20 protein-coding genes are annotated in these 17,586 nt (G+C 39.1%); 7 read left to right on the top strand and 13 right to left on the bottom strand.

Features of this window, described 5'->3' with window-relative positions; all coding sequences use genetic code 11:
- Window positions 1-204: 204 nt before the first annotated feature.
- The 3 genes from KW850_RS17505 (at window position 205) to KW850_RS17495 (ending at window position 2,165) form a co-directional block, all read left to right on the top strand.
- Window positions 205-627: a MarR family winged helix-turn-helix transcriptional regulator gene (locus tag KW850_RS17505; RefSeq protein ID WP_218348896.1), complete on the top strand. Its 423-nt coding sequence runs from the start codon at window positions 205-207 to the stop codon at window positions 625-627.
- A 5-nt stretch (window positions 628-632) separates the two neighbouring features.
- Window positions 633-1,844 carry an MFS transporter gene (locus KW850_RS17500; RefSeq protein ID WP_218348894.1) on the top strand — a complete coding sequence of 404 codons (1,212 nt, stop codon included), beginning with the start codon at window positions 633-635 and terminating at the stop codon, window positions 1,842-1,844.
- Between the two features lie 117 nt (window positions 1,845-1,961).
- The gene (locus KW850_RS17495; RefSeq protein ID WP_218348892.1) at window positions 1,962-2,165 is read left to right on the top strand and encodes a hypothetical protein; all 204 of its coding nucleotides are present in this window, start codon (window positions 1,962-1,964) and stop codon (window positions 2,163-2,165) included.
- Here KW850_RS17495 and KW850_RS17490 read toward each other — a convergent pair.
- The 9 genes from KW850_RS17490 to pxpB form a co-directional block, all read right to left on the bottom strand.
- Window positions 2,162-2,626: a hypothetical protein gene (locus tag KW850_RS17490; protein WP_218348890.1), complete on the bottom strand. Its 465-nt coding sequence runs from the start codon at window positions 2,624-2,626 to the stop codon at window positions 2,162-2,164. The genes KW850_RS17495 and KW850_RS17490 overlap by 4 nt on opposite strands.
- 17 nt (window positions 2,627-2,643) lie before the next feature.
- Window positions 2,644-3,624, bottom strand: coding sequence for an ABC transporter ATP-binding protein (locus KW850_RS17485; RefSeq protein ID WP_218348889.1), 981 nt, complete (start codon window positions 3,622-3,624; stop codon window positions 2,644-2,646).
- Entirely contained in the window at window positions 3,617-4,621 is a 1,005-nt protein-coding gene (locus KW850_RS17480) for an ABC transporter ATP-binding protein (RefSeq protein ID WP_218348888.1), read from the bottom strand. Before KW850_RS17480 ends, KW850_RS17485 begins: the two co-directional genes overlap by 8 nt.
- A gap of 18 nt (window positions 4,622-4,639) precedes the next feature.
- On the bottom strand, window positions 4,640-5,494 hold the full coding sequence (locus KW850_RS17475; RefSeq protein ID WP_218348886.1) for an ABC transporter permease: 855 nt from the start codon (window positions 5,492-5,494) through the stop codon (window positions 4,640-4,642).
- 3 nt (window positions 5,495-5,497) lie between these two features.
- Entirely contained in the window at window positions 5,498-6,454 is a 957-nt protein-coding gene (locus KW850_RS17470) for an ABC transporter permease (protein ID WP_218348884.1), read from the bottom strand.
- A gap of 143 nt (window positions 6,455-6,597) precedes the next feature.
- The gene (locus KW850_RS17465; RefSeq protein ID WP_218348882.1) at window positions 6,598-8,175 is read right to left on the bottom strand and encodes an ABC transporter substrate-binding protein; all 1,578 of its coding nucleotides are present in this window, start codon (window positions 8,173-8,175) and stop codon (window positions 6,598-6,600) included.
- Window positions 8,176-8,386: 211 nt separating this feature from the next.
- A complete protein-coding gene (locus tag KW850_RS17460; protein ID WP_218348880.1) occupies window positions 8,387-9,331 on the bottom strand; it encodes a 5-oxoprolinase subunit C family protein in 945 nt (314 codons plus the stop codon).
- The gene (locus KW850_RS17455; RefSeq protein ID WP_218348878.1) at window positions 9,331-10,095 is read right to left on the bottom strand and encodes a LamB/YcsF family protein; all 765 of its coding nucleotides are present in this window, start codon (window positions 10,093-10,095) and stop codon (window positions 9,331-9,333) included. Before KW850_RS17455 ends, KW850_RS17460 begins: the two co-directional genes overlap by 1 nt.
- Window positions 10,092-10,826 (bottom strand): 5-oxoprolinase subunit PxpB, encoded by a 735-nt coding sequence (gene pxpB, locus KW850_RS17450; RefSeq protein WP_218348877.1) that lies wholly within the window; start codon window positions 10,824-10,826, stop codon window positions 10,092-10,094. The genes KW850_RS17455 and pxpB overlap by 4 nt, the downstream gene beginning before the upstream one ends.
- Window positions 10,827-10,992: 166 nt before the next feature.
- Between pxpB and KW850_RS17445 the strand changes: the two genes are divergently transcribed.
- The 4 genes from KW850_RS17445 (at window position 10,993) to KW850_RS17430 (ending at window position 15,038) form a co-directional block, all read left to right on the top strand.
- Complete coding sequence (locus KW850_RS17445) at window positions 10,993-11,556, top strand: NAD(P)/FAD-dependent oxidoreductase (RefSeq protein WP_218348876.1); 564 nt, start codon at window positions 10,993-10,995, stop codon at window positions 11,554-11,556.
- Window positions 11,557-11,582: 26 nt separating this feature from the next.
- Complete coding sequence (locus tag KW850_RS17440; RefSeq protein ID WP_218348874.1) at window positions 11,583-11,966, top strand: VOC family protein; 384 nt, start codon at window positions 11,583-11,585, stop codon at window positions 11,964-11,966.
- Window positions 11,967-12,189: 223 nt separating this feature from the next.
- Window positions 12,190-13,701, top strand: coding sequence for an MDR family MFS transporter (locus KW850_RS17435; protein WP_218348872.1), 1,512 nt, complete (start codon window positions 12,190-12,192; stop codon window positions 13,699-13,701).
- Window positions 13,702-14,063: 362 nt separating this feature from the next.
- On the top strand, window positions 14,064-15,038 hold the full coding sequence (locus KW850_RS17430) for a nuclease-related domain-containing protein (protein WP_218348871.1): 975 nt from the start codon (window positions 14,064-14,066) through the stop codon (window positions 15,036-15,038).
- Window positions 15,039-15,294: 256 nt separating this feature from the next.
- On the opposite strand, the gene KW850_RS17425 is transcribed toward KW850_RS17430, so the two are convergent.
- From KW850_RS17425 to KW850_RS17410, 4 genes are all read right to left on the bottom strand, one after another.
- A complete protein-coding gene (locus KW850_RS17425) occupies window positions 15,295-15,693 on the bottom strand; it encodes a cytosolic protein (RefSeq protein WP_218348870.1) in 399 nt (132 codons plus the stop codon).
- Between the two features lie 102 nt (window positions 15,694-15,795).
- Window positions 15,796-15,963: a hypothetical protein gene (locus KW850_RS17420; RefSeq protein WP_218348868.1), complete on the bottom strand. Its 168-nt coding sequence runs from the start codon at window positions 15,961-15,963 to the stop codon at window positions 15,796-15,798.
- Window positions 15,964-16,068: 105 nt separating this feature from the next.
- A complete protein-coding gene (locus tag KW850_RS17415; protein ID WP_218348866.1) occupies window positions 16,069-16,221 on the bottom strand; it encodes a hypothetical protein in 153 nt (50 codons plus the stop codon).
- Window positions 16,222-16,240: 19 nt separating this feature from the next.
- Window positions 16,241-17,461 carry a tetratricopeptide repeat protein gene (locus KW850_RS17410; RefSeq protein WP_218348864.1) on the bottom strand — a complete coding sequence of 407 codons (1,221 nt, stop codon included), beginning with the start codon at window positions 17,459-17,461 and terminating at the stop codon, window positions 16,241-16,243.
- Window positions 17,462-17,586: the final 125 nt, after the last annotated feature.

The raw sequence follows: 17,586 nt of genomic DNA, 5'->3' as shown, positions 1-17,586 counted from the left end.
TTTGGATTCCGCGGATTTTTTTTATTCCGCCCGTTTCCATGATAATTCCCCGGACTCTCGACTAAAATTCCACCAAATATTAAAGTATTACGTGAGTATAGCATCAGCCCCCCATTCGGGAATCTTACTTGACATTTTCCAATAAAACCACTATAGTTACCTAGGTAACTAATTTTAGAAAGAAGTTTGAGGTGTGCTACATAAATGAATAGCCACGAATTATTCCATACGCTCCATCAGCTTTCACGCCATCTGACCAATACACTTAATGAAGCATTGAAGCCTTTAGGTTTATACGGATCACAGTGGGCCGTCATTTACGTCTTAAAAACGAAAGGCACCTTAACCCAAAAGGAACTTTGTGATTATTTATTCGTTGAGGCTCCCCCCATGACACGCACGATTCAACGGCTGGTCAAACAAGGCTACGTACGGCAGGTCACAGGCAAAGACAAACGTGAGAAACTTATTGAGTTAACAGATCTGGCCTTAACGTTATTCCCCGAGTGGGAAAGCACTGTCTTTGAAACAAATCAGTCATTACTAAAGCACCTTCCAGAGACAACCCAGGAGGAGCTATTTCATTTACAAAATAGCTGGTTGCAACAGCTTTTATTAAAGGAGTAGATCAAATGAATAAACCTAAATTATGGACGAGGAGTTTTATCAGCATTTCTTTAAGTAACTTCTTTCTGTTTTTAACCTTTTATGTTTTACTCGTCACACTTCCTATTTATGCGATACAGGAATTTCACAGCAATGCATCTGAAGCAGGATTAATGACAACCGTGTTTTTGATTTCGGCGATTATCTCCCGCCCTCTTGCTGGTCAATGGCTTGAAAAAACAAGTCATAAAAAGGTACTGCTTACGGCACTGATTATTTTCTCAGGCGCCTCACTGTTATATTTTTTCCCAAAAACAATCATTGGATTTTTGGTCATTCGTTTGTTACATGGTGTTGGTTTTGGGATGGCGACTACAGCTGCAGGGGCGATCGTGGCGGACCTCATTCCGATCTCACGCCGCGGTGAAGGAATGGGTTATTTTATTATGTCGACGAATATGGCGATGGTGTTAGGACCCTTTATCGGCTTAACGGCAATCCAGCAGTGGGGCCCGGAAACACTGTTCATCATTAGTGTCATAGTCGCGATTGGGGCCTTGATTACCGGGTTAAGCGTAAAGATTAAAGAAACAGAGGACGCTGACCATCCGGTTGTACATTCTTCCTTTTCATTTCGAAACTTTTTCGAGGCTTCCGCCGTTCCAATCGCGATTGTCGGCTGCTTTCTAGCAATTGTCTATTCCGCCCTTCTTTCTTTCGTTTCAGTCTATGCAACGGAAATAAACCTTACAGAGGTTTCCTCTCTTTTCTTTGTGGTCTACGCAATTGTTTTATTAATTTCCAGACCATTTACTGGAAAGTGGTTAGACCTTTATGGTCCCAACGTGATTGTCTATCCATCCATCGTATTGTTTGCCATTGGAATGTTTTTCTTAAGTCAAAGCCACGGTGTGGTCAGCTTTCTTCTTTCAGCAGGAATGATTGGTTTAGGCTGGGGAACGCTTTTTCCAACCTTTCAAACAATCGCCATTCAAGATGCTGCCCCTCGAAAACGAGGATTAGCTACTGCTACTTTCCTATCAATCTATGATATTGGCATTGCCTTGGGTTCATTTGTAGTAGGCTTAGCGGCGGCAAAAATGAATTATAGCTCTCTCTATTTCTTATGTTCCTTCTATGTTCTAATTGGGATTGTTCTCTATTATTTTCTTCATGCCCGAAAACAAGCATCGATTAAAGAACAGAACCAAACAGAGTTAACTAACGTTAACTCTTAACAATTCCTCTCCCTTTAAATATGGATACCTTTTCCACCCATTTTAAAGGGGGAGTGTACGATTTGATATGTATTGTTATATAATGGAACTCTAACGATGATTAGAGGAGTGATAGGAATGGCAAAATCTAAAGCCAAAAAGTTACGCGAAAAACTGACCCGTGAAGGTCGAATGAATCCAGCAGAAAAACGAAGCCCATTTGTCTTTACAGACATGAGATCAAGGACAACAAAAACGAAAAAGGACCATTTATACCAATTTAAACATAAGAACCATCAATCCCGGGACGGAAATGATGGTTCTTTTTATTTTGTCTGTTAATTTAACTTGAAATTCGGTTTATATGTTAGCTCAATTTTAAGCAAATACATGTCATGATCCTTGTCTTCTTCTTGCAAGACGACCGTCCAGTTTTTCGCTATCATGTTTCGGAGTGTCTGAAGATTATCGGCAGTCATTTTAACAGTATCTAGAAACTCTCCAGTATCAACGAAATCCTCGCCTTCCTTCATTCCAAACTTAATGGCTAACAAGGTTTTAAGTGCACCCTTTGTCAAAAAAGAAATTTCATACCCCTCCTTGATTGCCTGGTGACATTTCTCTTTATTCAAGTGATAAAAGTCGACCAGCGCTTGCCAAGAAGGAATCCCTTCCCCCAAACTCTCAAGTAATTCTTCATTTCCCTCATTCAAAAGGGCAACGATAGTTGGATTATTAAATCCTTTTGCTTTCATCATTTCAAGCATAAGAGCATAATTTAACGCTAACTTTACCTTTTCCATTTTATCCGTCCGCCTTTTTAATATAAGTGACAAGCAACGAGATGCTCACCATCTACTTCTCTTAGCTGTGGGTCCACTTCTGCACAGATTGGTTTAGCAAATGGACAGCGCGATCGAAAACGGCAGCCAGTTTCCATCTCAATTGGGCTTGGAAGCTCCCCTGTTATTATTTCTCGCATGCTATTCTGCGCCTTGATTGGATCCGGTATTGGAATCGCAGACAATAAAGCTTGCGTATATGGATGCAACGGTTTATCGTATAGCTCCTCACTCTTGGATATCTCAACCATTTTACCGAGATACATGACACCAATCCGATCAGAGATGTGGCGGACCATGGATAAATCATGTGCCACGAATAAATAAGTTAGGTTCATCTCAATCTGCAAATCTTCTAACATATTAATTACTTGTGCTTGTATGGAAACATCCAGTGCAGAAATAGCCTCATCACATAGAATGAAATCAGGATTTATCGCTAACGCCCGGGCAATACCAATTCTTTGACGCTGACCGCCACTAAATTCGTGCGGAAATTTTTCTAAATCGTCCTTTTTCAGGCCCACCTTTTCAAGCATATCAATAATAACTTCTCTTCTTTCATTTTTCGAAAGAGAGGTATGAATTTCCAGCGGTTCATCGATGATTTCTTCCACATTCATATAGGGGTTAAGTGAGGAGTACGGATCCTGAAAAATCATCTGCATTCTTTTTCGATACGGATGAAGTTCTTTACTCTTTAATTTCGCAATATCCTTACCATCAAAAAGGATTTCTCCCTCCGTCGGATCATACAAGCGATTAAGAGTTCTCCCCAATGTTGACTTACCGCACCCCGATTCTCCGACTAGACCAAATGTTTCCCCTTTATAAATATGAAAAGAGACATCATCTACAGCCTTCACAACTGGTTTGCTTTTGCTGAACATAGAAGTTTTTAATGGGAAGTATTTCTTTAGATTTTTTACTTCAATGAGTTTTTCCTGTGTCTCAGTCATCTAGTTGATCTCCTTCCCCTACTAAGAAGCACATACTTTTCTGCGTTGCTGAGAAATTTTTGTATTCTGGTATCTCCATGAAACATTTATCCATAGCATACTCGCATCGTTCGGCAAAGGGACAACCGCTCTTTATACTTTGAAGCGATGGTGCTGCACCTTTTATGGGTTTTAATCTCGTTTTTTCTCCGTCCACTCTTGGAATGGAATTCAATAACGCTTTTGTATATGGATGTTTGGGTGAATAAAATATTTCATGGGCGAGCCCCTCTTCCATCACCATTCCTGCATACATAACTAAAATGCGGCTGCATATGGTCGCCACAACTCCAAGATCATGTGTAATGAACACAACCGACATATCGTTTTCTTGTTGCAGCTTTTTTAACAGTTCTAGAATTTGTGCTTGGATGGTGACGTCAAGGGCAGTCGTTGGTTCATCTGCAATTAATAGCTTGGGATTACAAGCTAACGCCATAGCAATTAATACCCTTTGTCTCATTCCACCTGAAAATTCATGGGGGTATTGATTAACTCTTGTTTCAGGTGAAGGAATTCCTACCATTCTCAACAGTTCAACAGCCTCGAGCTTAGCTTCTCTCTTGTTCATACCTCTAACTCTTATTAGTAATTCAACAAGATGATCTCCTGCTTTTTTTAATGGATTAAGAGCTGTCATTGGATCTTGAAAAATCATCGCGATATCGCGACCCCTTATGGCCCTTTTTTCTTTTTTAGATAGGCTTTCGAAATTCTTCCCATCTAATATGATTTCTCCTGCATCGATTTTTGCATTACTAGGGATAATACCTAGAATCGATTTAACCAAGATACTTTTTCCGCTCCCTGATTCACCGACAATCCCTAGTATTTCACCCTTTTGAACAGTAAAGTCTATGCCACGGACCACCTCCGTTTTCGAATTGCCGTTGTAAAAGCTTGTACGGAGGTTATTAACATCTAGTAAATTATTTTTATTCTTTTCGTTATTGCTCATTACAGCTAGGCCTCCTATTTATTTCCCACTCGTCTTTGGCTCGACAACAGCCCGAAGAATATCACCGAGTCTATTAAAAGAATAAACGGTTAGTACGATGAGAAGTCCAGGTAGTATTGCCATATAGGGTGCATTTCCTAAGTTTCCCTGTGCATTTTGAAGCATGCTCCCCCATGAAGATAATGGCTGTTGAATCCCGAGCCCAAGAAAGCTTAGGGCTGATTCCATTAATATTGCATTGGCAATACTTACTGTAGATGCCACGATGAATGTTGGAAAAACGGCTGGAATAATATGCTTCAAAATTACTTTTTTCAATGATTGTCCCGATGATTTAGCATATAAAACATATTCTCTTTCTTTTATCGAGAGGGTCTCAGCACGAACTAACCTAGCCGTGCTCATCCATGTAAAAAGACCAATAACAAGAATAATAGCTTTTAAACCTGGTGTAAGGTAAATACTTACAACTGTCACAAGAATCATCCATGGAATGGAAGAAATCACATCAACTGTTCTCATTAAAAAGTTATCGACCCGGCCGCCAAAATAGCCGCTTATTGTCCCTATTAATACTCCAATACTAGTAGAAATAAGCATTGCTAAAATCCCAACTGTGAGGGAAATTCGCCCACCGTATAAGGCTCTTGTTAGATAATCTCTGCCAAGCTCGTCGGTACCAAACCAATGCTTCGCACTTGGTCCTTCAAGAACACTTGTTACATCCACCTTATCCGGTGGATACGGAGACAAAAAGGCGAAGATAGATATGAATAAGATAAGAGTAAGGAAAATGAGGGCAATGGCCGCCGTTTTATTGCGTTTAAGTTCTTTTTTAAACTGTTGCGTTCTTCTATTTTTCTTTCCGGCCAACTTCTATTCCCCCATTCCCTTTATTCTTGGGTCGACAATACTATATAAAATGTCGGATACCAAATTCCCAATAATGACAAGACTTGCTGAAAGCAACATGATGGCCATGACCACTGGATAATCAAACCCTTGAATCGCTTTTACAAAATACGTCCCTATTCCCGGCCAACCAAAAACTGTTTCTGTTACGACTGCCCCGGTTACTAACATTGGAAGGCTCATCCCTACAATAGTAATGATAGGAAGCAGAACGTTTCTCAGTACATGTTTAAATAAAATCCATGTTGGATTTGCTCCATATGCCTGTTGAACCATGACATAATCTTCGGATAGCTGTCCAATTGTAGATGAACGGACATAACGAACTAGCTCCGGTATGAATGAAAGCATTAATACAGTACATGGTAGCACCATATGACTGAGAAGATCGATAAAAGATTCTTCGTTCCCAATGGTGTGCATTCCAAGGATTGGAAAAATATTTAGACGATGGCCAAAAATAAACACGAGTATCATCGCCATCCAAAAGCTAGGAATGGCTATCCCAAATGAACTTAGTCCATCAATGATTTTATCCGCTAATTTCCCCTTGTTAGCACCAGCAACTAGTCCAAGAAGAATGGAAAGAAACAAGGCAACGATGTAAGCGGGAAAAACTAGGAGAATAGTATTTGGTATTCTAGCTGTAAGATCATTTGTTATATTTTCATGCGTGACAATGGAATATCCCCATTCACCGCTTAAAATCCCTTTAACCCAATAAAAGTATTGCAAATAGGCAGGCTTGTCTAATCCATATCTGGCTTTGATCAGTTCGACGGTTTTCTTCGTCATGTTCGGTGTCGTCATTGCATCCACCGCATCATATGGAGCCAATTGTATAAGGGTAAAGCAAATGATTGAAATAATGAATAGTAAAGGGATTGCCTGTAAAATCCTTTTAAAAATATACTTTAACAAAAATAATTCCACTCCTTACGCTTCACTTATAGAGGGCGAGTCTACTGGAAACGAATTCTACTCTACCATTCTATTACTTTTGGGGTTAAAAAATAAAGATAAACAGCGGACTGTTTATCTTTATCTTCAAATGAGCCATATTATTAGTAAGATAGCTTCGACATATCCTCGAATGTGTAAACTGGTACTAGACCCGCTTCTTCAATGCCTTTGATTCTAGAATCAATTGCAAGAATTCGTTTGTTTTCTGTTAGTGGATAGAAGGCAGCATCCTCGATAATGAGTTTCTGAATTTCTTCATAAATAGCTTTACGCTTAGCTTCGTCTTTCTCTACACGGCCTTGATTAAATAATTCATCCACTTTTGTATTGCTGTAATGCATGTAGTTTGCTTCGCCATTCGATACAAACAAGGAATTAAAGGTGTCTGGGTCAATTCCCATGATGTAGCCGCTAAGATACATATCAAAGTCAGTTTGCACGCTTTGAAGTTTCTTGCTTAGCGCAGTAGCATCCATTCCTACCAACTCAACCGAAATCCCTGCAGCTTTTAAGTTTTGTTGAATGACAGCGGCTTGCTTTTGCTGGATTGGATTATTGGCAATAAACGCAAGTTTTAATTTTAGATTAGAAGCTCCTGCTTTTGAAAGTAAGTCTTTCGCTTTTTTTGTATCAAATTTATGTTTTTCTACTTTGTCAGTAAAATAGGTTGCTTTCTTTGGTAAGAAAGAATAGGCAGGCTTAGAATAATCGGTAGATACATAACTTGCTGTATTGATTTCATCACGATTTAATCCGAAAGCAATTGCCTGTCTTACCTCTTTTTTCTGTACTGCTTTTGAGCTTAAGTTAAAAGCTAAATAACCAATTCGACCCTCATCATATGGTTTTATGGTCACATTTGACCCTTTAAATTTGCTTGAATCTGAAGGCTGAATAGCTAAAGCATTAATTTCTCCTTTTTGGAGAGCCATTGTGGCTGTATTCGGATCCATAATAATACGGTAAACAACTTTTGCAATCTTTGGTGCACCTAAGAAATAATCATCATTCTTTTCAAAGGTAACACTTTCCCCAGCTTTATATTCTTTTAATTTATAAGGACCAGTACCTACCGGAGTAGCATTCTTTGTGCTATTCGCAATGTTTGTTTCCCCGTCGTAAACATGTTTCGGCATAATGAAAATATTACCTAATGCTTCCATTGCCCCCATGCTAACTGTTGGTAACGTGAATTTCACTGTATAGTCATCTACTTTTTCGACTTTAACTGGTTGATTATTAAATAATAGCTGGCTTCTTGCCCAGCCACCATTTTCTTCTTTTAACATTTGCTCATAAGTGAATACCACATCATCAGCAGTAAATGACTGGCCATCATGCCACTTTACGCCTTTTCTTAATTTTGCTGTATACGTTAAGAAATCTTTTGATGGTGTCATACTTTCCGCCAAGAAGTACTTAATATTATCTTTCCCGTTATACATATACAATGGAGAATAAAGAGTTTTAATTTCCATTAGACCATAACGGTCTCCGGTCGTGATTACGTTAACGGCGTTCCCTGGATCTCCGTCAATTCCGTAAATAAAGGTATCTGGTTTATTAGTTCCTTCATTTTTAGTGCTTGACTTATCTGTCGATTTTGAAGAACAGCCAGCAAGAACTAGAAAGATACTTAATAAGATGGCTACAAGAATATTTACATTGTTACGAACCAATTTGTCTTCCCCCTACACTAAATATTTATTTTAAAGAGAATTAGATTAGTAGCAGTTTAATGTAATGCTTTTAATTCCTACTAATCTTATCTGTATTACAAGTAACCATTTTACATGATAGCCTTATAATAGTAAATAATAAATCCACACAGTACAGTCCATTAACTTCAGTATACAAACGATTCGACACAGGATTGTAAAAAAGCACTTATTATTTAGCAGCAACCTTCAATAGCTTAATAAACTTCAGTCTCTCTAAATACAATCTTTGTGCTTCCTCAAGTGAAACCTCAGTGAAGCTAATAGTGGTGTCAGGTACCGCTTGAGCAAGCAGCGGAATATCGACTGAAATAACGGTACCTATTCTTGTGTAACCGCCGGTTGTTTGCCGGTCTGCCATGAGAATGATGGGCTGTCCGTTAGCAGATACCTGGATTCCACCGAGAGGAATGGGATCTGAGATGATATCCGGACTTAGTGTGTGCTCCAGTTTCTGCCCCCTTAGTTGGTAGCCCATTCGATTAGACTGTGGTGTCACGACATATTTTTCGAAAAGAAATTGCTCGATGCTCTTTTCAGTAAACATTTGTTGATGGGGACCAAGAATAACCCTGACAGTAAGCTGTTTATTAAATTGCGGAATTAACTCTGGATGCAATGACTTCCACGGCTTCTTAATTACCGGGTTACCGTATAAAAGATCACCTTTTTGCAATGGACGTCCTTCATACCCTCCAAAGCCTCCATTTAAAGAGGTGGCTTTGCTTTTTAAGACAACAGGAACATCGATTCCACCCTTCATGGCAAGATAGGCCCTGGCACCTTGCTTATATGAACCTATAGAAAGGATCTCCCCTTTTTTTAAAAGAAAACTCTTCCACATAGGAGCTTCGCGGTTACCTATCTCCGGAGAAAAATTCCCGCCACAAATGGCTATGACCATGTCACTAACAGCTTCTAAAACAGGTCCTAAAAAGGATGCTTCTAGTACGGCCTCCCCTGGATCATTCCCTACAAGTATATTAGCCAACTGCATTGAGTAAGGGTCCATTGCCCCTGAAGGACTGATTCCGAATTGTTGATATCCATATCTCCCTAAATCTTGGACGGTTGTTTGCAATCCCGGTTTGATGACTCTAAAAACAGGCATTTTCATTACTTGCGCCAGCTCTTTCCAATTGAAATTTTTTCTCGGATGAGGGCATGCTTTAATTCTGTTACGAACTCCAATGCCTTTGGACTATCCCCATGAACACAAATCGTATCTGCTTTAATCATAATATCCGTCCCATCAACAGCAGTCACTTTCCCTTCCTTAATCATCCGGATAACTCTGTTAATCGCAACGTGTGTGTCATGGATCAACGCATTCTCTTTCGACCTTAAAGTTAAGGTTCCATCAGGCTGGTAAGTCCGATCCGCAAAAACCTCGTGTGCAACAAACAGTCCTTTTTCTTCCCCTGCCTTCACCAATTCACTTCCTGATAACCCAAATAAAACTAGCGTAGGATCGAAATCAACAATTGCTTCTGCAATTGCTTTGGCAATTTGTAGATTCTTAGCGGCCATATTATACAAAGCACCGTGTGGCTTCACATGTGAAAGGGTGGTTCCGTTCACCTTACAGACTGCTGCTAACGAGCCAATTTGATAGATAACTAGGTTGTAAATCTCGCGCGGTGAGAGGTACATTTCCCTTCTTCCGAAACCAGGAATGTCTGGTAAGCCAGGATGTGCTCCAATTTGCACTCGATATTTTTTCGCCAGCCTTACCGTTTCGAACATGACATTATGATCACCCGCATGATAACCACAGGCAATATTGGCGGAAGAAATGTATTTTAATACTTCTTGATCATTGCCGATGGAATATACACCATAACTCTCACCAAGATCACTGTTTAAATCAACGATATTCATCTGTCAACGTCAACCTCCCTTTTTACATATTGAGACAGTTTGTATTTATTTTCCTCTACTAACTTCTTTATCCGTTGATATTCATCCCCATTAATTGGGAAAAACTTAATATAGTCTCCTGCAGAAAATAAACAAGGGTTTGGTTTTTCAATCTCGAAAAGCTTAACAGGTGTAATCCCAATAATCCGCCATCCAGAAGGTACCTCTGATGGATATATACCTGTTTGTTCTCCCCCAATTCCGACTGTGCCCGCTGGCACTCTTGGACGAGGATGTTCAAGCCTTGGGACCGCTAACTGTGGCGAAAGTCCGCCGAGATAGGGAAAACCAGGAACAAAGCCAACCATATAAATTAAGTATTCCTTATCAGTATGCAGTGAAATAACTTCTTCCTCACTGAGTTTGTGATACTGTGCAATAAAAGGCAGATCCAGACCTGTTTCTCCACCATAATAAACGGGAATCTCATAAACAATAGGTTGACGCGGTTTTGCGGCAGCAGATGTGTGATAAAGCTTTTCTACTGTCTCTACTAATTTATTGTAGCTAATAATTTCAGGCCGATAATAGATGGCGATCGTATTATAGGCAGGTACCCATTCAATGATACCGGGGATGTTCGAGCAATGAAGCATAGAAGTAAAGTATTGAACTCGCTCATGAATCATTTCATTGATTCCATCCCCAAAACAAATTCGAATTGCTAAATCACCTAATGGCTGAATATCCATTCCTATCGATCTCCTATATCTTTTTTTGCTGCTTATTCTAGCGTAATTTGTTTATTATAAAAATTCAAATATTTTTCAAAATAAAGGGCAGTTGATTTTACTTATGTTTCTATTTGCGCTAATCTTATTTTGAAATCAAATTTTCTATATATTGGAGGTTACAATTATGTTTGATGTATTAATTGTTGGCGCTGGACCTACTGGCGCAAGTGCAGCCCTTTTTACTGCGAAAGCTGGAAAGAAAACTGTGGTTATCGATAATGATAAGAGTGTGACGAAGAGGGCATGGATTGAAAATCACTATGGGGTTGCAGAAATTACTGGACCAGATCTTGTTGAAACTGGGAAAAAACAAGCAAGCAAATTTGGTGCTGAAATTGTCCAAGCTTCTGTATCCACTATTAGCAAAACGGAAGCTGGATTTAAAGTTGAAACCGACCAAGGTGAATATGAAGCTAAACATGTTATCCTCGCTACAGGTATGTCTGTTGATCTAGCTGAATCTGCAGGTTTACAAACCAAGCCAGGTACAGAGCCAAGAATCAAGACTGTATTTAATGTTGATGCTGCTGGGAAAACAAATATTGACGGCATTTGGGCTGCGGGAACAGTTGCTGGTGTAAGTATGCACACCATTATTACGGCTGGCGATGGTGCTAAAGTCGCAATCAATGTAATCAGTGAAATAAATGGTGAACGCTATGTTGACCATGATGTTTTAAAAGCGTAACAGGGTACATATAAGGGGGAAACCAAATGGCTGTTAGGAAAATGGACCATGTTGGCGTAATGGTAAGCGAACTTGATGCCTCACTTCTTTTTTATCAAAAAGTGGTTGGGATGGAGTTAAAAGACCAATTTACGATTGCAAACGGTACAAGAACGTTAGCCTTCCTTGGGTTTAATGGGTCTGACGAAACAGAATTGGAATTAGTGACTGGTGGTAATCCTGATTTTCCAGCTGAAGGTAAAGTCAATCACGTTGCCTTCTTGGTGGACGATATTGAAGAGGAATTCGGCCGATTAAAGGGTGTCAATGTAGTTTTCTTTAGTGATGAGATTGTGACACTTCCGAACGGCTATCGAAATTTCTTTGTACTAGGCCCCGATGGTGAAAAGGTCGAGTTTTTCCAACGGTAAGCGTTCATAGGAAACTAAACGAAGGGACTCAGCGGCTGAGTCCCTTTTCTTCCCTTTATGACTGCAAGACGGCTTTTATGTAAAAATTTACAGTCTAAATCCTTCCTATTAAATTGGTTTAGTTTGATTATCAATAGCATTGTTAATTCTTTCTAACGATTTTAAAATTCATCGAAGGAGCGTTTACTTTACAAATTATTTTACTTGAGTAAGGGGAAATTTTATGATCAAAAAAGACACGAATCTTAAACCGGTTGTAGCAGGTTTATTGTTAGCAATTTTAATGGCAGCGATGGACAATACGATTGTAGCTACGGCGATGGCTACTATTGTGGCAGATCTAGGCGGGTTTGATAAATTTATTTGGGTTACCTCAGCCTATATGGTTGCGGTAATGGCAGGAATGCCTATTTTCGGTAAACTTTCCGATATGTACGGACGGAAACGTTTTTTTATGTTTGGATTAATCGTCTTCCTGATTGGCTCGGCATTATGTGGTGTAGCCCAAAATATCATCCAGCTTAGCATTTATCGAGCGATTCAGGGAATCGGCGGCGGGGCTCTGATGCCAATTGCCTTTACCATCGTTTTTGATATTTTCCCACCCGAAAACCGTGGGAAAATGACCGGTTTACTTGGAGCTGTCTTTGGGGCCTCAAGTGTATTAGGACCATTACTTGGTGCATACATTACCGATTATATTAGTTGGCATTGGGTTTTCTATGTAAACGTACCAATTGGAATTGTGTCGATCTTTTTAATTGTTCGTTATTATCATGAATCATTAGAGCATTCCAAGCAAAAAGTTGATTGGCTTGGGGCGATTACACTGGTCATTTCGGTTGTAAGCTTAATGTTTGGGCTTGAACTAGGCGGGAAAGAATACGCCTGGGACTCAACTCCAATCATCGGTTTATTTGCCAGTTTCTTCGTCTTTTTTGTAGCGTTTTTCATTGCTGAAATAAAGGCTGCTGAACCGATTTTACCACTTTGGCTGTTCAAAAGACGCTTGTTTGCCACCTCGCAAATCTTGTCATTTTTGTATGGAGGAACGTTTATTATTTTAACCGTATTTATACCTATCTTCGTTCAAGCGGTCTACGGTGGGTCGGCTAAGAATGCCGGATTGATTTTGACACCAATGATGCTTGGTTCTGTTGCTGGAAGTTCTGTCGGCGGGATTTTCTTAACGAAAACGTCCTACCGTAATTTGATGATTGTTTCGATTATTTCATATGTTCTAGGTATGTACTTCCTTGGCACGTTGACGGTTGATACGGCGCGCTGGCTGCTGACAATCTATATGATATTGGTCGGCTTTGGGGTTGGTTTTTCATTCTCCTTGCTGCCAACTGCTTCCATGCACAATTTGGAACCGCAATACCGCGGTACAGCCAACTCGACGAATTCCTTTTTACGGTCTTTTGGCATGACACTTGGAGTAACGATCTATGGCTCCCTGCAGAACAACTTGTTTACAGATAAATTGAAAGATGCGTTTCAAGGCATGCAAGGGGCAGGAAATTTTAAAATGGGGGATCCGCGCCAAATCTTCCAAGCAAGTGAACGCTCAAAAATTCCAGATTTTATTTTGGATAAAATTATACATGCAATGTCCGCTTCGATTACACATACCTTTTTACTAACCCTGATTCCGATTGGGATTGCAGCGATTACGATCTTATTCATGGGCAATGCCCGGGTCGTAGTGAGTAAGAAATCTGCAAAAGGATAATAAGCGGGGGCTCCCGTTTAGCTTCAACTTATATTATTACACTATTAAAAGCACTTGGGCTTACGTATCCCAAGTGCTTATTTTTGTTATTCTGCAAACTTACCGGCCATGTAGTCACGGTAAGCCTGTCTTAGCGAAAATGGGGATTCGCTCATTGAAAGCTGGAATTCGCTCATTTCCCTTGGTAATTCGCCCATTGAAGGACGAAATTCGCTCATTAAACACCCAAATTCGCCCATTGAAACTACACATCTACTGAAAAAATTATATCCCGAAAATATTTTACAAGAATCGATAAAATTCGGCAGGAATTTCAGTCCTTTTATTAGAATTTTATTTTTAAAACGAGAGGAGTGATGATTTTGGTAATTAAAGAAAGGACAAAGCCATTAATTTTGCTTATTTTAGAAGCTTTACTGCGGCGTCTTCCCTACAGTCACCAAAAGTATCAACAGATTGTAGAAGAACATGGAAGGCGGTTGGCCGGATACCTGGGTGAGAAATCGCTCGATTACTATTATCGTGAGCTTCCGTATCAAAAATATATGATCCTCCACGATTTAAACCTTCCAGATGGTGACTACAACTGCCAAATTGATACCCTACTTTTAACACCTGAATTTGCCTTAGCGATTGACGTGAAAAATATGGCTGGAAAGTTAATATTTGATACCGAAAATGAACAATTTATCCAAATCAATAATGGAACTGAAAAAGGATACCCCGATCCGATTGCTCAGGCCAAAAGGCATCAGCAATACTTGCAAAAACTTCTTGCTGCCCATCATTTCCCTCCTGTACCAGTCGAATATTTAGTGGTGATCAGTAATGGGCATACTTCCTATGCAATTACAGGAAGAAACTCCCACAAAGTTAAACCACGAGTTTGTAAGGCTGACGCCTTCTTAAACAAAATTACTTATTTAGAGAAACAATATTCGAAGCCGTTGCTGACCGCCAAAGACCTCCGAAAGTTTTGCCGTCTCCTCGTGAAATTGAATACCCTGCCGACGAGCTATGTATTGAAAAAATACGGAATTCAAAGATCTGAACTAATAACAGGTGTCCACTGCCCTTCCAACTCTAATCATTCCCTAATTCGTAAAAACCAAAATTGGTACTGCCCTTCCTGCAATACTTTTTCAAAGGATGCACATATTAATGCACTGAAGGATTATTTTCTACTGTTTGACTCGACTATTACTAATAAGCAGTTTCGGGAATTTGCTCACTTGAAGTCTCGGGATGTTGCGAAAAGAATACTGTTATCTTGTGACCTTCAATGCATGGGGAAATACAGATCCTGGTCCTATGCCCCAAGGAAGTTCCCATGGTGAGTTTTAATTTCTATTTTTTATAGGGTAAAACTGCATTCGCCCATAAGGTTCTATAATTCGCCCATTAAACTTCGATATTCGCCCATTGAACATAAAAATTCGCTCATTTCATGCTGAAAATTCGCCCATTAATTCACCAAATACTCCGTCAGAATTACACATATGAGAAAAAAAGCGCCCAAACCAATAAAGGACACCTAAATTAGGTGTCCTCAACCATTCATTTCACATAAACCGACCCAAATCTGACTGCTTTTTACGCTTCTAAGTCCTTTCCTTCTGCGACGATATGGAACAAGAGATGGGCTAAGTGGTGAATCGGTCCGTATTCTTCTTGGTCTTCATCGTCTGGTTCTTCATTAAATTCCATGTCATTTAAGAACAATGCCATAAATTCGTAGAAGTCCTTCAATTGGAAGGAGTAGCAGCCGACAGGATCTTCATTGTCTTCTTCATAATGCAAAACCATGTATGAGAGGTCTCCGTCCACATCTTCTCCATCAAAAAACACAAAAAAACCAATGTTTGTGTCGAGCTCGAATAAGTGCCTTGTTCCACCTTCTGTTGCTTTCGTAAAATCGTCCTGGCTAAGTTTTTGAATTTGCATGCTATCGACATTATCTTCTTGATGGAATCCGACTACAAATGATTTCATGATTTCCTCCTTAAAACTTTTCCGTAATAAAAAACACATGCTTTTAGCATGCCCTACTTCCTGCTGGTTTCATTCCTTCTATTCTCAAAATAAAAAACGGCATTAATCACATTGCTTATCTTCTCCATCAAAATGCTCATTTAGGTATGTATTTTCACTTGGAGCAAAATTAACCGACTGTAAACTCATTTTTGGCTCAATTCCATAAAGGTCTTGGGTAGATTTACTTTCAATTTCCCTCAGAGCTTGCTTCTTAACTGCTTTTTTCATACTAATCACCTTTCATAATCATATTTTCCTAGTATTGTCTGCGTAATTATTGATTAACATTCAAATCTTCAAAAAAAAATCCCTGATAGGTTCAGGGATTTACAATCAGCCAATCGGTGGTTGAATCGGATGATTGTTCACATTATCATCAATTGAACTGGCCAGAGTATACACTGACGGTGACACTTTCACATCTTTTGTTGTGGTGAAAAGTGTAATCAGTGAAATTGAAAACAATAGGATAACAAACTTTTTCATGAAAAATGCCTCCTTATTCTTAGATTATTTTATTTAAATATTTTACTGCATCGATAACCATACCCTTTTGACTGTAATATTCTGCAAGCATTTTATAAAAATGGGTTAAGTCATCACTATGTTCGTTTTCCTCTTCAAAGTAAGGAATGACTTTTGCCTCCAAATATTTGAAAGCTTTTACAGGTGATGATAGGAGAAGAAGATAAAAGTCAGCTAAGATGCGATATTTTTTTACGGATAGTTCTTTTGACAACAAGTTCACTTCTTGGAAACAAAGCTTCGCTTTCTCTAATGATTTATGAGAATGGTGAAGCTCCCCGATCGCATATAAAGTAACTAGGTAGTGCTGGTTTTTGTTTGGCTGCAGGGCCAAACTTTTTTCATAATAGTAGAGCGCTTCCTTTGCATTCTTCATTTTAAATTGCAAATGGCCCATATTGTGATAGATTTGGGGAAGTAGTTTTTCTTTTCTTAGTAATTCTGCATTACGGATTAAATGTTGAAAACACTCTTGTGCTTCTTCGTAAATATTGGAATGGGTAAAATTAATGCCTAGCAGCATAAGGGTATGAAGAATTCTAATGAAGTTGTGCTGATTCATGAATATGTGAAGTGCCATTTTTCCAAAATGGATAGCATGTCCTGATTGCTCTAGTGAACTTTTTACCAGTGAACGATGGTAAAGAAATTCCCCGCTCGTCGTTTCTTTATTGTTTTCTGTATGTAAGGCATCGAGGATATCATCTGCTTGTTGATATTGACCCTTCCACATTAAGAATATCGCATTATAGTAGCGAAATAAATAGTCTTCATGTTGGGAAAAATTTTTCTTTTGCTTATATAAAAGTGCTCGTTGCCCATCGGCCTCATCAATTTGTCCTTTAAAAATTAAGTATCGCAACTTGTATAGCTCGTAAATATAAATATAGTGAGAAAATGGGATCAGGTGTTCAATTTCCACAAGTTTTTGATAATTTTCTTCGATTTCATCACTTAGATAAAAGTTTATCTTCTCGTCTAACCTCTTTAGTAAACTTTTAATTTCTTCTTCCTTTTCCTCCATCTCTTCAAGGCCGATATTTAACCGCTTGAGTAAAAGAGCGATTGTCGCTTCGTTTGCTTCTTTTGAGTTATTCTCAATCTTACTTAAATGCGGGACAGAGCAAATTCCCTTTGAAAGCTCTGCTTGTGTTATTCCTCTTTGAGTTCGGTAGAATTTAATCAGGGCTCCATATTCCATATTGCCACCAGACTAACCTTTCTTTTTACCTTATTTTACATCAAACAGTGTTCTCCTGACATTATTTTTCTTATCATTTTAATAATTTCGACTTTATACACAAAAGGTCATCAAGGCACAATGGC

The organism is Bacillus sp. sid0103 (assembly GCF_019219025.1).
Note: the sequence above shows the minus strand (reverse complement) of the source record. Positions and strands in the feature narration are given on the sequence as shown.

What these genes read in the sequence shown, in the direction of transcription:
- KW850_RS17490 (WP_218348890.1), bottom strand. Translation starts at nt 2,626, where the DNA reads ATGGAAAAGGTAAAGTTAGCGTTAAATTATGCTCTTATGCTTGAAATG.
- KW850_RS17480 (WP_218348888.1), bottom strand. Translation starts at nt 4,621, where the DNA reads ATGAGCAATAACGAAAAGAATAAAAATAATTTACTAGATGTTAATAAC.
- KW850_RS17455 (WP_218348878.1), bottom strand. Translation starts at nt 10,095, where the DNA reads ATGAATATCGTTGATTTAAACAGTGATCTTGGTGAGAGTTATGGTGTA.
- KW850_RS17495 (WP_218348892.1), top strand. Translation starts at nt 1,962, where the DNA reads ATGGCAAAATCTAAAGCCAAAAAGTTACGCGAAAAACTGACCCGTGAA.
- KW850_RS17425 (WP_218348870.1), bottom strand. Translation starts at nt 15,693, where the DNA reads ATGAAATCATTTGTAGTCGGATTCCATCAAGAAGATAATGTCGATAGC.
- KW850_RS17485 (WP_218348889.1), bottom strand. Translation starts at nt 3,624, where the DNA reads ATGACTGAGACACAGGAAAAACTCATTGAAGTAAAAAATCTAAAGAAA.
- KW850_RS17500 (WP_218348894.1), top strand. Translation starts at nt 633, where the DNA reads ATGAATAAACCTAAATTATGGACGAGGAGTTTTATCAGCATTTCTTTA.
- KW850_RS17415 (WP_218348866.1), bottom strand. Translation starts at nt 16,221, where the DNA reads ATGAAAAAGTTTGTTATCCTATTGTTTTCAATTTCACTGATTACACTT.
- KW850_RS17505 (WP_218348896.1), top strand. Translation starts at nt 205, where the DNA reads ATGAATAGCCACGAATTATTCCATACGCTCCATCAGCTTTCACGCCAT.
- KW850_RS17445 (WP_218348876.1), top strand. Translation starts at nt 10,993, where the DNA reads ATGTTTGATGTATTAATTGTTGGCGCTGGACCTACTGGCGCAAGTGCA.
- KW850_RS17460 (WP_218348880.1), bottom strand. Translation starts at nt 9,331, where the DNA reads ATGAAAATGCCTGTTTTTAGAGTCATCAAACCGGGATTGCAAACAACC.
- KW850_RS17440 (WP_218348874.1), top strand. Translation starts at nt 11,583, where the DNA reads ATGGCTGTTAGGAAAATGGACCATGTTGGCGTAATGGTAAGCGAACTT.
- pxpB (WP_218348877.1), bottom strand. Translation starts at nt 10,826, where the DNA reads ATGGATATTCAGCCATTAGGTGATTTAGCAATTCGAATTTGTTTTGGG.
- KW850_RS17435 (WP_218348872.1), top strand. Translation starts at nt 12,190, where the DNA reads ATGATCAAAAAAGACACGAATCTTAAACCGGTTGTAGCAGGTTTATTG.
- KW850_RS17410 (WP_218348864.1), bottom strand. Translation starts at nt 17,461, where the DNA reads ATGGAATATGGAGCCCTGATTAAATTCTACCGAACTCAAAGAGGAATA.
- KW850_RS17420 (WP_218348868.1), bottom strand. Translation starts at nt 15,963, where the DNA reads ATGAAAAAAGCAGTTAAGAAGCAAGCTCTGAGGGAAATTGAAAGTAAA.